General features: G+C 71.2%; 12 protein-coding genes. 2 read left to right on the plus strand and 10 right to left on the minus strand.

Annotated elements, in window-relative coordinates; all coding sequences use genetic code 11:
• Positions 1 to 51 precede the first annotated feature (51 nt).
• Positions 52 to 816 (plus strand): glucosamine-6-phosphate deaminase, encoded by a 765-nt coding sequence (gene nagB, locus ACEXOR_RS02725; protein ID WP_374847857.1) that lies wholly within the window; start codon positions 52 to 54, stop codon positions 814 to 816.
• Positions 817 to 889: 73 nt separating this feature from the next.
• On the opposite strand, the gene ACEXOR_RS02730 is transcribed toward nagB, so the two are convergent.
• From ACEXOR_RS02730 to ACEXOR_RS02775, 10 genes are all read right to left on the minus strand, one after another.
• On the minus strand, positions 890 to 2,545 hold the full coding sequence (locus tag ACEXOR_RS02730; protein WP_374847858.1) for an ABC transporter ATP-binding protein: 1,656 nt from the start codon (positions 2,543 to 2,545) through the stop codon (positions 890 to 892).
• Positions 2,546 to 2,570: 25 nt separating this feature from the next.
• Positions 2,571 to 3,815: a serine hydrolase domain-containing protein gene (locus ACEXOR_RS02735; protein WP_374847859.1), complete on the minus strand. Its 1,245-nt coding sequence runs from the start codon at positions 3,813 to 3,815 to the stop codon at positions 2,571 to 2,573.
• Complete coding sequence (locus ACEXOR_RS02740) at positions 3,812 to 4,945, minus strand: dipeptide epimerase (RefSeq protein WP_374847860.1); 1,134 nt, start codon at positions 4,943 to 4,945, stop codon at positions 3,812 to 3,814. The genes ACEXOR_RS02735 and ACEXOR_RS02740 overlap by 4 nt, the downstream gene beginning before the upstream one ends.
• On the minus strand, positions 4,942 to 6,159 hold the full coding sequence (locus ACEXOR_RS02745; RefSeq protein WP_374847861.1) for an MFS transporter: 1,218 nt from the start codon (positions 6,157 to 6,159) through the stop codon (positions 4,942 to 4,944). The genes ACEXOR_RS02740 and ACEXOR_RS02745 overlap by 4 nt, the downstream gene beginning before the upstream one ends.
• Positions 6,156 to 6,704, minus strand: a complete 549-nt coding sequence (locus ACEXOR_RS02750; protein ID WP_374847862.1) for a GNAT family N-acetyltransferase — start codon at positions 6,702 to 6,704, stop codon at positions 6,156 to 6,158. The genes ACEXOR_RS02745 and ACEXOR_RS02750 overlap by 4 nt, the downstream gene beginning before the upstream one ends.
• Positions 6,701 to 7,912 (minus strand): anhydro-N-acetylmuramic acid kinase, encoded by a 1,212-nt coding sequence (locus ACEXOR_RS02755; RefSeq protein ID WP_374847863.1) that lies wholly within the window; start codon positions 7,910 to 7,912, stop codon positions 6,701 to 6,703. Before ACEXOR_RS02755 ends, ACEXOR_RS02750 begins: the two co-directional genes overlap by 4 nt.
• Positions 7,909 to 8,877, minus strand: coding sequence for an N-acetylmuramic acid 6-phosphate etherase (murQ, locus tag ACEXOR_RS02760; protein WP_374847864.1), 969 nt, complete (start codon positions 8,875 to 8,877; stop codon positions 7,909 to 7,911). Before murQ ends, ACEXOR_RS02755 begins: the two co-directional genes overlap by 4 nt.
• Positions 8,874 to 9,761, minus strand: coding sequence for an ABC transporter permease (locus ACEXOR_RS02765; protein ID WP_374847865.1), 888 nt, complete (start codon positions 9,759 to 9,761; stop codon positions 8,874 to 8,876). The genes murQ and ACEXOR_RS02765 overlap by 4 nt, the downstream gene beginning before the upstream one ends.
• Positions 9,758 to 10,732 (minus strand): ABC transporter permease, encoded by a 975-nt coding sequence (locus ACEXOR_RS02770; protein ID WP_374847866.1) that lies wholly within the window; start codon positions 10,730 to 10,732, stop codon positions 9,758 to 9,760. The genes ACEXOR_RS02765 and ACEXOR_RS02770 overlap by 4 nt, the downstream gene beginning before the upstream one ends.
• A 70-nt stretch (positions 10,733 to 10,802) precedes the next feature.
• A complete protein-coding gene (locus ACEXOR_RS02775; protein ID WP_374847867.1) occupies positions 10,803 to 12,356 on the minus strand; it encodes an ABC transporter substrate-binding protein in 1,554 nt (517 codons plus the stop codon).
• A gap of 221 nt (positions 12,357 to 12,577) precedes the next feature.
• Here ACEXOR_RS02775 and ACEXOR_RS02780 point away from each other — a divergent pair, with 221 nt between their 5' ends.
• Entirely contained in the window at positions 12,578 to 13,471 is an 894-nt protein-coding gene (locus ACEXOR_RS02780; protein ID WP_374847868.1) for a MurR/RpiR family transcriptional regulator, read from the plus strand.
• The last annotated feature ends 9 nt before the right edge of the window (positions 13,472 to 13,480 follow it).

Below are 13,480 nucleotides of genomic sequence, written 5' to 3' on the forward strand. Positions count from 1 at the left end.
CACGGGCGCATCTTCAGGTGCGTAGATAATTTACGTGATGGAGGGCTGACCGTGGAAGTGATCATCGTCGAGACGGCGGATGAGGCCGGCGAACTGGCGGCGGGCCTGATCGCCGATCTCGCCCGCGCCGATCCCGAGATCGTGCTCGGCCTCGCGACCGGGTCGAGCCCCGAGCCGCTGTACCGTGCGCTCTCCCGGAGGGTCGCCGAGGGGCTCGACCTCTCCCGAGCCCGCGGGTTCGCCCTCGACGAATACGTCGGCATCCCGGCCGGTCATCCGGCGAGCTATCACGAGGTGATCCGTCGCGAGGTCGTCGTGCCGCTGGGGATGGATCAGGCCCGCGTGCGCGTTCTCGACGGGCTGGCCGCCGATGTGGATGCGGAGTGCGCCGACTTCGAACGCGACATCCGTGCCGCCGGCGGAGTGGCGGTTCAGATCCTCGGCATCGGCACCGACGGGCACATCGGGTTCAACGAACCCACGTCGTCGCTGTCGTCGCGCACGCGCATCAAGACCCTCACGGCCCAGACCCGCGCCGACAACGCGCGGTTCTTCGACTCGATCGACGAGGTTCCTCGGCACTGCCTCACCCAGGGCATCGGCACCATCCTCGAGGCGCGCCGGCTCGTGCTCGTGGCGAGCGGCACGCAGAAGGCCAAGGCCGTGGCGGCCGCGGTCGAGGGACCGCTCACCTCGTTCGTGCCCGGGTCGGCCCTGCAGCTGCACCCCCACGCGACCGTGATCGTCGACGCGGCGGCCGCGGCCGATCTGACCCTCGCCGACTACTACCGCGAGGTCTACGCGGCGAAGCCGTAGAGCGGATGGCCCGAGCCGGGCGGCATGGCCGATCCGCCCGGCCGCCCGGTCCGCCCAGGGACGCCCGACCCGCTCAGGCCGCCCGGCGCGCGTGCGGGATCGCGGCCAGCAGCTCCTGCGTGTACGCCTCCTGCGGTGCCCCGAAGATCTGCTCCGGGGTGCCGCTCTCCACGAACCGGCCGCGCTGCATGACGTGCACGACGTCGGAGACCATGCGCACCACCGCGAGGTCGTGGCTGATGAAGAGGTAGCTCAGGTCGAGTTCGCGCTGCAGTTCGGCGAGCAGGTCGAGCACCTGCGCCTGCACCACCACGTCGAGGGCCGAGACCGCCTCGTCGAGCACCACGAGCTTGGGCGCGAGCGCCAGGGCGCGGGCGATGGCGACGCGTTGGCGCTGGCCGCCCGAGAGCTCGTGCGGCAGACGATCGGCGAGAGCCGGCGCGAGACTGACCTGGTCGAGCAGCTCGGCCACCCGGGCCTTGCGGGTTCCGGCGTCACCGATGCGGTGCACGGCGAGCGGCTCGGCGATCGACCGCTCCACGGTGAACCGGGGGTCGAGCGAGGCGTAGGGGTTCTGGAACACGGGCTGCACCCGCCGCCGGAACTCGAACAGCCCCCTGCGGTCCAGCGACACGACGTCGGTGCCCTCGAACAGGATGCGGCCGGACGTGGGCGCCTCGAGTGCCAGCAGGAGGTTCGCCGTCGTCGACTTGCCCGACCCCGACTCGCCGACGATCGCCACCGTCTGACCGCGCGGGATGGTGAACCCCACCGAGTCGACGGCCGTGAAGTCGTTCGCCGCCCCGCGCCCGCGGAGGGCGAAGACCTTGGTGAGGTCCTCCACCTCCACCAAGGGGTGGTCGGAGACGGCGCCCGGCTCGCCGGTCGCGCGCTCCGAGATGAGCACCCGCTCCCGCGGCGGCATCCGTTCGGCGGCGAGGCTCGGCACCGAGGCGATCAGCTGCTTCGTGTACTCGTGCTCGGGGTTCGACAGGATGCTCGACGAGTCGCCCGCCTCCACGATCTCACCGCGCCGCATCACCACGACCCGGTCGGCCCGTTCGGCGGCGAGGCCGAGGTCGTGGGTGATGAGGAACACCGCGGTTCCCATCTCCTCGGTGAGCTGGGCGAGCTGGTCGAGGATGCGGCGCTGCACGGTCACGTCGAGCGCCGAAGTGGGCTCGTCGGCGATCAGCAGGCGCGGCCGGCACGCCAGCCCGATGGCGATCAGCACCCGCTGCCGCATGCCGCCCGAGAACTCGTGCGGGTACTGAGCGGCGCGCTTCTCCGGCTCGGGGATGCCGACCAGCTCGAGCAGCTCGATGGCCCTCGACCTCGCCGCCTTGCCGGTCACCTTGCCGTGCACGGTGAGCGCCTCCTCGATCTGGTGGCCGATGCGCTGCAGCGGGTTGAGGTTCGACATCGGGTCCTGCGGCACGAGCCCGATCTGCGCGCCGCGGATCGACGTCATCTCCCGCTCCCGCAGCGGGGCGAGGTCGCGGCCGACGAAGAGCACCTGACCCGAGGTGATCCGCCCGTTGCCGGGCAGCAGCCGGTTGATCGCGGCGGCCGTGGTCGACTTGCCCGACCCCGATTCACCCACCACCGCCAGCGTCTGGCCGCTCTCGAGCTCGAGGTTCACGTTGCGCACGGCGGCGAAGTCGCCCGCACTCGTGCGGAAGCTGACGGACAGGTCGCGGAGCGACAGCAGAGGGGCGGAGGAGGTCATGGTGCTCTCTATTCTCATCTCGTTGTCAACCCGCGGCTGCGGGCGACTCGTCTGCGGGCTGATCGGGGGTGGGATGCGGGGGAGCGGGGTGGGCGTCGGCCTCCGCGCGCCGTGCTCGCGGAGCAACGGCCTCCGACCGGGCGTCGCCCCACACGCGGGTCGCCCTCTCCCAGAGGTCGGCGTTCGGCACCGGTTCGCCGGGTGCGAGCAGCCGGTTCGTGGCGATCACGACGGCCACGGATGCGCCGGGCACGAAGCCGACGGCGACCCCGGTGAACCCCGGGTGGCCGAGAACGGTCACCGGTCCCTCGCCGAGGTCCCACTCGGAGCGCCGGAACCCGATCGCCTGCTCGGGGTCGGCGGAGGCCGCGAAGAACTGCTCGGTCACCGCGGGGTTCCAGAGTTCGTCGTGGTCGCGGTAGTCGCTCAGGGCCGTGGCGAAGGCGAGCAGATCCCGCGGGGTCGAGAACAGCCCGGCGTGGCCGGAGACCCCGCCGAACGCGTGGAACGCGTTGCCGTCGTTCACCTCTCCCACGAGCAGCTCGTCGCGCCAGAACCCGAAATCCGTCTCCTGGAACGGAACCGGGTAAGGGATGCCGGTTCGCACCATCCGGCGTTCGATCTCGTCGCCCCGCGAGGAGGCGGCGGTGCCGCCGCGCTCGGCGTCGACCGGATGCGCGTACCCGGTCGAGGTCAGGCCGAGCGGGGCGAACACGAGGTGTGCCGCCGCATCCGCCAGTCGCTCACCGGTGACGCTCTCGATCACGCGGCCGAGCAGCATGAAACCGAGGTCGGAGTACAGCCGCGTCGTTCCCGGGGCCGCCGCCAACGGCAGTGCCGCAGCGAGTTCGAGGGCATCGGCCGACGGATGCGCGAGCCCGCCGGGGCGGTCTGAGCTCGGCGACGCGGCATCCGGATACAACGGCCACCACGGTTGCAGCCCTCCTCGGTGGGTGAGCAGGTGACGGAGGGTGACGTCGCTCTTGGCGCCTCCCGAGAACGGCGGAACGAAGCGCTCGACCCGGTCGTCGAGCGAGACCGAACCCGCCGAGACGAGTCGCAGCAGGCTCGTGGTGGTGGCGAGCACCTTGGTGACGGAGGCGATGTCGAACGCGGTCTCCGGGGTCGGCGGCAGCGACGTCGACGGAATCCGGGTGCCCGCACAGCCGAAGACGTCTCCGGCCGGGGTGTGCAGGCCGAGGACGACGCCCGGGATGCCGGTGGACACCAGGTGCCGGGCTCCCGCCTGCAGTACCGATTCGGCGGTCATCGCACGGCCCCGTGAGCGTCGGCGGGTTCTCGGAGCGAGACGATGCCCGCGCCGGGCGACGGTGACAGCACGATCGCATCGCCGTCGTACCCGGCTCCGCCCTCGATCGCCGAACCGGTGAGCCAGAGGCCGGCGTCGAGGTCGTGCGGCGGTCCGGAGGCGTCGGTGCCGGCAATGGCGGCCGCGTCGAGAGCCGCCGCGAGACCGGCGGCTGCACCGATGCCCACCGTCGACTCCATCATGCAGCCGACGATCACGGGCATACCCGCCGACGCGGCCAGCCCTGCCATCGCACGCGCCCGGCTGAGACCGCCGCTCTTGGCGAGTTTCAGGTTCACGGCGTCGGCCGCACGGCGACGGATGATCTCGCGGAGGTCTGCGGTGTCCCACACCGATTCGTCGGCGAGCACGGGGGTGTCGACCTGGGCGGTGACCCGGGCCAGGTCGTCCAGGAGCTGGGCGGCGACCGGCTGCTCGACGAACTCGAGGCCCACGCCGGCATCCTCCCAGCCCCGGATGAGGGCGATGGCCCGGTCGGCTTCCCAGGCCTGATTGGCGTCGACCCTCAGCCCGACGCCGGGGCCGATCGCGTCGCGCACGGCTCGCACCGCCAGATCGTCGTCGCCGCCGGCGCCGACCTTCACCTTCAGGGTGCGGAATCCGGCCGCGACGTGGCGCCGGGCGTCGTCGGCCAGCTGCTCCCGATCGGGTGTTGCCGACAGGGTCATGTCCGACCTCACCGACCCGCACGCGCCGCCGAGGAACTCGAACAGGGGCACACCGGCGCACTGCGCCGCGAGGTCGTGCAGGGCGCAGTCGACGGCCGATCGCGCGCTGGCGTTGTGCACCACGCTCGCCGCCACCGCATCGCCGAGCTCGGCCAGATCCACCGGGTCGCGCCCGAGCACCGCGTCGCCGACCGGGCCGGAGACGGCCGCGTCGACGCTCGCCGGGCTCTCACCCGTCACCCGCCAGCTGACCGGTGCCTCGCCCCAGCCGCTCCGGCCATCCGAGTCGACCAGCTGCACCAGCACGGTGTGCAGTGTGGTCGCCCGGCGCACCGCGGTCACGAACGGACGCCGGAGCGGAACCGTCACGTGGTGCACGACGACGCGATCGATCGTGCTCACGATCTGCTCCCCTCGGAGTCGGCGGACGACGACGCCGAAGACCCCTTCCGGAGGAGTGCGCCCGCGGCCACCGCCACCACGAGCACTGTCGCGGCGATCGCCGCGGGGGCGAAGGGCGACAGGCCGGCGGAGCCCGGCGCGATGGTCGCGGCGAGAGGGATCGCTGCCCCGCCGGCCGCGCCGAGCGCGACGAGACCGGAGGCGACCGGAACCGAGCGTGCTGCCGAGAGCCCCGCCAGGCCGAGGCCGAGCAGGAGGGCGTAACAGGGGCCGGCGAAGAACACCCCCGCGGCGAGCAGCACGATCGCCACCGTCGGGGCGGTGCTGCTCGTGAGGGCGGCGGCGATCAGGGCTGCGGCGAGGCCCGCTGTCGCGACGAGCGTCACGGGGCGAGGTCTCCAGTGCCGGTCGGCGAGCGTGCCGGCGAACCGCCCGAGACTGATCAGCAACCAGAACGCGGAGGTGCCGAGCGCGGCGACCGCGGCGCTGGTGCCGAGCTCCACGGAGACCGTGGCGGCCGACCACCCCGACAGGATGGTCTCGACCCCGACGTAGCAGAACACCGCGACCGCCACGACCGCCGTTCGGAGAGGCAGGGCCCGGCTGCGAGCCACCGAGGGCTCGTCGATGCCGGCTCGGGCCTCCTCGACGACGCAGCGACTGATCACCAGGGCGACCACGAGCTGCAGCACCGCAGCGACGGCGGCCACCAGGCGGACGGCGCCGAACGACGACGAGAGCAGCACGACCACCGGCGTGACGGTGGCCACCAGGGCGACGGCGAGCGTCAGCCGCACGAGCAGGCCCGGAGCGCCCTCCGCGGCGAGCACCTTCGCACTCGCGGTGCCCGCGACCTCGACGACCCCGAATCCGAACCCCGAGAGACCCGCGGCGGCGATGAACCAGAGGGGCGACGGCGAGGTGGTGACGCCGAGCAGCCCGACCGCCTGCACGAGGGCGCCGACCAGGATGATCCGGGACAGCGCGAACCGCATCCGGAGCAGGGGAGCCCCGAGCACTCCGGCCAGCACTCCGAAGAACACCGCGGGGATGGCGGGAGCCACCTCGGCGATCGACACCGAGAACTCCTGCGCCATCGACGGGAGGACGGCCGGCACCGTCGCCGCCGTCGCCCCCAGCCCGGCGAACGCGAGCAGCACGCCGCGCCGGGCGCCGATCGCCGCGTCGGTCGGGATTCCGGTCGCGGTGCTCACGGCCGGAAGACCTCGGGAGTGCTCGGGCGGGAGGGGACGGGGCGCGACATCCGCAGTTCGAGCTCGCCGTAGGCGGCCTCGACCCGGGTCGCGCCGTCTTCGCGCCAGCCCTGCGAGCGGTAGAAGTCGATCGAGGGGCGGTTGGCCGCGAAGACCCAGAGCCGGGCCTCGTGCGCGGCGGTCGCGGCGATGGAGTCGACGGCCGCTCCGAGGAGCAGCTTTCCGAGCCCGCGGCCCTGAGCGGTGGGCGAGACGTAGAGGGATTCGACGACGGCCACCCTCACGCCGTGCTCGACCGTGGGCTCGAGCGCGTGGCGGGTCATCCCGAGCAGGGTGCCAGGAGAGTCCCCGTCCTCGGCCACGAGGATGCGGCCGGCGGGTGCGGCGAGTGCCGCCGACCAGAGGGCCTGCGCGCGACCCTCGGGCATCGACTCGGTCAGCTCCGGTGGGAGCACCTCGGCATAGCTCTCCCGCCAGCACGCCAGGAACACCTCGACCATCGCGTCGAGATCGCCGGCCGTCGCGTCGCGCACCCGGACGGTCACCGGTCCTCCGCGGTCAGGACGGTTCGGGAGCGCAGCGTCAATCCGGTGAGCGCGCCGACGACGGGCTCGGGCAGCCGCAGCGCACCGGTACCGGGGGTGATCGTGCCGAGGATGCGGGCCTCGCGGGCCCCCGTGGCCGTCGGCACCGTCGAGGGCACGCCGTGCAGGGTGCACCAGCCGATCAGGGCGAAGGCGATGGCCTCCTTGTCGTCGGTCGGTGCGCCGAAGTCGTCCGAGGCGACCAGTCTCACCGCCGGGAGCCGCGCGGCGAGACGGCGGATGAGCTCGCGGTTGCGCCATCCACCGCCGGAGACCACCAGGGTCTGCACGCCGTGGGCCGACACGTCCTGGGCCACCGTCGCCGCCGTGAGCTCGGTGAGGGTCGACACGAGATCGGCGGTGCCGATGTCGTGGCCGAGCGTCTCGAGCGCGGAGTCGACGTAGGCGGCGTTGAACAGCTCCTTGCCGGTGCTCTTGGGGGCGGGCAGCCGGTAGTACGGCTCGGCGAGGAGCAGCTCGAGCAGCGCGGTGTCCACGGTTCCGGCGGCGGCGATGCGGCCGTCGACATCGAAGCCCGACGGATGCGCGCCACGGGTCACGACGACGGCGTCGATGAGCGAGTTGGCCGGCCCGATGTCGTAGGCGATCGATCCGCCCCCGGCGTCGCCGAGACCCTCGACGACGGTCACGTTCGAGATTCCGCCCAGATTGAGCGCGGCGGTGCGGCCGGGTGCCGCCCGGAGGATCAGCTCGTCGAGGAAGGACACCAGCGGCGCACCCTGACCGCCCGCCGCGATGTCACGGATGCGCACGTCGGAGACGACCGGCACCCCGGTGGCCTCGGCGATCCAGGCCGGCTGGCCGATCTGCAGTGTGCCGAGCGCACGGCCGCCCTGAACCCAGTGGAAGACCGTCTGCCCGTGCGAGGTGATGACGTCGACCGGCGCGTCGAGCCCGGCGCAGACCGTCGCGGCCACCTCGGCGAAGGCCTGGCCGATGAGGGTGTCGAGCTCCGCCATCTCGGCGAGCGTCGTCGAAGCCGGGGGAAGGGCGGCGAGGATGCGCGCCCGTAGTTCGGGACGGTAGGGAACGCTGGTCGAGTGCACCAGTTCTCCGGTGAGGGCGCCCCCGCCGAGCAGCTCGAAGTCGACCACGGCGACGTCGATGCCGTCGTGGGAGGTGCCCGAGATCATGCCCAGGGCCCTCATGCGCCGGCCTCCCCGGCCGATCGGGTGATCGAACGGGCCGAGGATGCGCCGTCCAGCGCCTCACGCAACCGTCCGCCGGCGGCCTCCAGCACCTGTCGGGCCTCGTCGAGAGCGAGCCCGCTGCGTAGCCGCACGACGGCGGCCTTGAGGTCGAAGCCGGAGTCCTCCAGCATCGCGGCGGCTTGATCGGCGGGCACCTCGGCGATGGTGGCCACGATCCGCACCGCCCGAGCCCGGAGCTTCGCGTTGGTGGCCCGCACGTCGACCATCAGGTTCCCGTAGGTCTTGCCGAGCCGGATCATCACGATCGTGGAGAACATGTTGAGCACCAGCTTCTGCGCGGTGCCGGCCTTCAGCCGGGTCGATCCGCTGATGAACTCGGGGCCCACCACGACCTCGAGCCCGAACTCCGCGGCCGCACTGAGCTCGGTGTCGACGTTGCACGACAGACCGACGGTCACGGCACCGCGCCGCCGGGCCTCCTGCACCGCCGCCACGACGAAGGGGGTGCGGCCGCTCGAGGCGATGCCGATCACACTGTCGTTCGGGCCGACGGCCGCGTCGGCGATCGCCTGGCGGCCGGCCACGGGGTCGTCCTCGGCTCCCTCGATCGGCGACACGATGGCCTCCGGGCCGCCGGCGATGATGCCGAAGACCTGCTCCGGCGGCGTGCCGAAGGTGGGCGGGCTCTCCGAGGCATCCAGCACCCCGATGCGGCCCGGGGTTCCCGCTCCGACGTAGATCAGCCGGCCGCCCGTGGCGGACATCCGCTCGGCCACCGCTTCGAGGGCGGGCACGATGCGGGGGAGCTCGGCCGCGATGGCGGCCGGCACGGTCGAGTCGGCCTCGTTCATCAGACGCGCGAGCTCGGCGATCGGCAGGCGGTCGATCTGCGAGTAGCGTTCGTCGACGGCCTCGGTGGTCAGGCGGCCCGTGGGGTCGCCGTCGAGTCCGGTGGGATTCATCGTGTACCTCTGTTCCGTGGGTCGAGCGTGTCGCGCAGTCCGTCTCCGAGCAGGTTCAGGCCCACGATGAGCAGCACGAGCACGGTGCCCGGGGCGATCATCGTCCAGGGGGCGACGTAGAGCAGCGTGCGGGCGTCGTAGATCATCGAGCCGAGCGACGGCGCGGGCGGCGGGGTGCCCAGCCCGAGGAAGCTCAGCGACGCCTCGGTGAGCACGGCCCAGGACAGCGAGAGCGTCACCTGCACGATGATGATCGACGTGATGTTGGGCAGCACGTGGGTGACCATGATGCGGGAGCGGCGCATCCCGGTGCTCGTGGCCGCCCGCACGAACTCGATCTCGCGCAGCGACAGCACGGGGCCACGGGTGACCCGCACGAAGATCGGCACGTAGACGATGGCGATGGCGATGGCGACGGTGAGCCAGTTGCGCTCGAACACCGACGCGAGCGACAGGGCGAGCAGCAGCGGGGGGAACGCGAAGAGCACGTTGGTGACCCCGCCGATCACGGTGTCGGAGACGCCGCGGTAGAACCCCGCCACGAGCCCGGCCGCGGTTCCGACCAGCGCCGAGATGGCGACGGCCACCACCGCGATCACGGTGGAGTTGGCCACACCGGCGGCCACCCGCGAGAACATGTCGCGACCGAACTGGTCGGTGCCGAACCAGTGGGCGGCACTCGGGGGCATCAGCCGCGCGGCCGGATCCTGAGCCGCCGGATCGTAGGGCGTGAGCCCGACCAGGGCGAGCAGGGCCACGATGATCAGCAGCGCGGTGACGATCACGCCGATCATCGCGCTGGGACTGCGGAGGATCGCGCGCACGCGATTCGACCGGAGACCGGTCGCCGCGGGGATGCCCGCGGTCTGCACGACGCCGCTCATGCGGCACGCACCCGAGGATCGATGACCCGGTAGAGCAGGTCGGTGAGCAGGTTCACGAGCACGAAGACGAGGGCGATGACGAGCACGGTGCTCTGCACGAGGGCATACTCCTTCTGTTGGATGCCGATCAGCACGAGGCGGCCGATGCCGGGGAGCGAGAAGATCTGCTCCACCACCACCGCGCCGCCGAGCAGGTAACCGAACTGCAGGCCCGTCATGGTGACGATGGGCACCATCGCGTTGCCGAGCACGTGCGAGACCGCGAGCCGCCGGGGCGGCACCCCTTTGGCCTTCGCCGTACGCACGAAGTCGAGCGAGCGCACCTCGAGCAGGGCCGTGCGGGCGGTGCGCATGATCGGAGCCGCGATCCCGAAGCCCAGCACGAGCGCCGGAAGCAGCATCTGCTGCAGGTTGAGCAGCGGATCCTGCAGCAGCGTGGCGTACCCCTGACCGTTCGGGTTGAACATGAGGGTCGAGGCCAGCACGCTCAGGAGCGTGGTGCCCAGCAGGAAGGCGGGCACGGAGAGCCCGGCGAGGCCCACCACCTGGCCCACCCCGTCGCGGAACGAGTCGGGCTTGGAGGCCGAGAGCATCCCGAGCGGGATGCCGATGACCAGGGCGAGGACGATCGAGATGATCGCGAGCTCGATGGTGACGGGGAGTGCCTGGGCGATCAGGTCGCCGACGCTCTGCTGCGCCCGCGACGAGAACCCGAGGTTCCCGGTGACGATGTTGCCGAGCCAGCTGAAGAACTGCACGACGAGCGGCTTGTCGATTCCGTAGTACGACTCGAGCGCGGCCTGCTGGGAGGGGGTGAGCGCGGCCGCCTCGGTGCCGAGGCCCGCCGTGATCTGGTTGCCCGGGATGGCGCGGAGCATGATGAAGACGAAGATCGCCACTCCGAGGAGGGTGAGCAGGGCCTGCACCACGCGACGCACGACGCCGTTGCGGATGACTTTCTGTAGGAGCATGTCTGTGTCCATCCGTGGGTGGGGACGCGACGGCTGTGCCGCATCCCCACCGGATCAGATCAGGCCGGTATCAACCGACGGTGGTGGTGCGCAGGTACTGCAGCGATCCGTTGGCCATCGGCACGAAGCCCTGCACGGTGGAGCTGGTCGCGGTGTACGAGTAGCTGGTGAACATCCAGATCCACGCGGCGTTGTCCTCGAGGTCGGCCGAGATCTTCTCGTAGACGGCCTTTCGGGCATCGGGGTCGGACGTGGCCTTGCCCTCGGCGAACAGCTGGTCGAGCTCCGGCGAGCTGTACCCGGCGACCTTGTTCAGGTTCCCCGTGCTGGTGAAGTAGCGGCCGTACATCCCGTCGGGGTCGGGTCGTCCGCCGTTCAGGGCGACCGCGGCGTCGAAGTCGCCGGCGACCCAGCGGTCGACGTACGCGCCCGACTCGAGCACCTCGAGGTTGAGCGTGATGCCGGCGTCGGCGAGCTGCGACTGCAGGTTCTGGGCCTCGTTCACGCTGGTGGCGTACTCGCCCTGCGACACGATCGTGTCGATCGTGACGCCACCCGACTTGCCGGCCTTGTCGAGGTAGTCCTTCGCCTTGTCGAGGTCACGCGTGGGGCAGGGGCGCGCATCCGGGTCGGACTTGTACGCGGGCGACGTGATCGGTCCCGTCACCTCGCCCTCGCCGAGTGCAGCGGTCTGCAGCACCTCGTCGCGGTCGACCGCGCACTGGATGGCCAGTCGCACGTTCACGTCGGAGAGCACGTCGCGGCTCGCGTTCAGCTGGAGCGCGTGATAGCTCAGCTGCGGGGTCTTCGTGATGCCCACCGTGCCGGTCTCGGCCGTCTGGGCCACCAGCGGGTCGTCGAACACCGCGAACTGCACGTTGCCCGACTGCAGTGCCGAGACGATCGAGGTCTCGTCGGGGATGACGCGGAACTCCACCGAGGCGAGGGTCGCCGCGTCGCCCCAGTAGTCGTCGAAGCGCGAGAGCGTGAGCGACTGGCTGGCAGTGCGGTCGTCGAACTTGAACGGGCCGGTGCCGTTGGGCGTGGTGTTCAGCGTCTGCTCGGTGTCGTCGGAGGAGAGGATGGCCATGTTCACGCTGGCGAGCCCGGCGAGCAGCCCCGCATCGGGTGTGGCGAGGTGAAGGACCACGGTGCCCGCATCCGGAGCATCGACCGAGGTCACCGAGGCCAGGGTGGCGGCGGCGACCGCGGCGGTGGCCTCGTCCTTGATCTTGTCGAGCGACGACTTCACGTCGGCCGAGTCGAACGTGCTGCCGTCATCGAAGGTGACGCCGTCACGGAGGGTGAACGTGACGGTCAGGCCGTCGTCGGACACCGTCCACGACTCGGCGAGACCCGGAACCACGTTGAGGTCCTGGTCGAACTCGGTGAGCGTGCCGTAGATGTTCTGCAGCACGTTCACCGACTGGAACTGGGTGGCCTTCCAGGGGAAGAGGGTGTCGGGGTCGCTGGTCACACCGACCACGAGGGCGCCGTCGGTTTTCGTCGTCGACGGCGAGGTGCTGGTGGGGCTGCTGGCGGTGCAGCCGCTGATCGCGAGCGTGATCGCTGCCGCGGCACTGGCCGCCGCGATCCAGCCCGCGGGCCGGGAACCGTGTGACATGACTACTCCCTTGTGAATTCCTGATCGGATGTCTGGTGGTGCGCTGGGGCGAGAGCCGACGGCGACCCGACCAGGATCACGGGATGTCGACTTCGAAACCAACCGTACGGCACATACTTACACAGATTATTTCCAGCGCGTAACTTAATTCCGTACTTTTGTTTCGCCGCTTTCGGGCGGTGAAGTAATGTGGCCGACATCGACGTCGGAGGAGTTGGGGAATGACCGCAGAGGCCACGTCGCGGCCGGAGTCGCGCACCGTCCTGGTGGCGATGCGTGCTGCGATCCCCTCGTTGCCGCCGTCGGAGCGTCGCGTCGCCGAGGCGTTCCTCGACGACCCGGCCGCCGCATCCGCCCTCTCGATCGCAGAACTCGCGGACGCCTGCGCGGTGTCGACGACGTCGGTGGTGCGGTTCTACCGCCGCATCGGCTACACGCGCTTCAAAGACCTGCGGATGGATCTCACGCGCGAGATCACCCGGGAGAATCTGGAGAACGCCTCCTTCTCGGCGGTGTCGGGCGACATCGACCGGGCCGACACGCTCGAGGACATCGTGTCGAAGGTGGCGCTGAACGAGACCCTGTCGATCAGCGACACCGTGAAGACGCTCGACATCGCCGCCCTCGGCGCCGCCGTGCAGGCGGTGCTCGGCGCCGGGCGGATCGACATCTTCGGAGTGGGCGCGAGCTCGGTCGTCGGCCTCGACCTGCAGCAGAAGCTCTCGCGAATCGGCCGCACCGCCCTCACCTGGCCGGACGCCCACGCCGCCTGGACGGCCGCCACGGTGCTCGGGAAGAACGCGACCGCCATCGCGATCTCCCACTCGGGCGACACCGTCGACACCGTCGAGTTCCTGGCGCTCGCCGCGGCATCCGGAGCGAAGACCATCGCCATCACGAACTTCGACTCGTCGCCGCTCGCCGCCCGGGCCGACGTGGTGCTCACCACGGCCGCGCGTGAGACGCGCTTCCGCTCGGGGGCGCTGGGCAGCCGCATCGCGCAGCTGATGGTGATCGACTGCCTGTTCACCGGGGTGGCTCAGGCGTCGTACGACGAGTCGATCGAGGCGCTGCGCAAGACGTACGCCGCCGTGCACAGCCGCACCGTCGGCTGACGGCCGGTC

This window comes from Herbiconiux liangxiaofengii (genome assembly GCF_041927335.1).
In the GTDB taxonomy this organism is placed as follows: Bacteria; Actinomycetota; Actinomycetes; order Actinomycetales; family Microbacteriaceae; genus Herbiconiux; species Herbiconiux liangxiaofengii.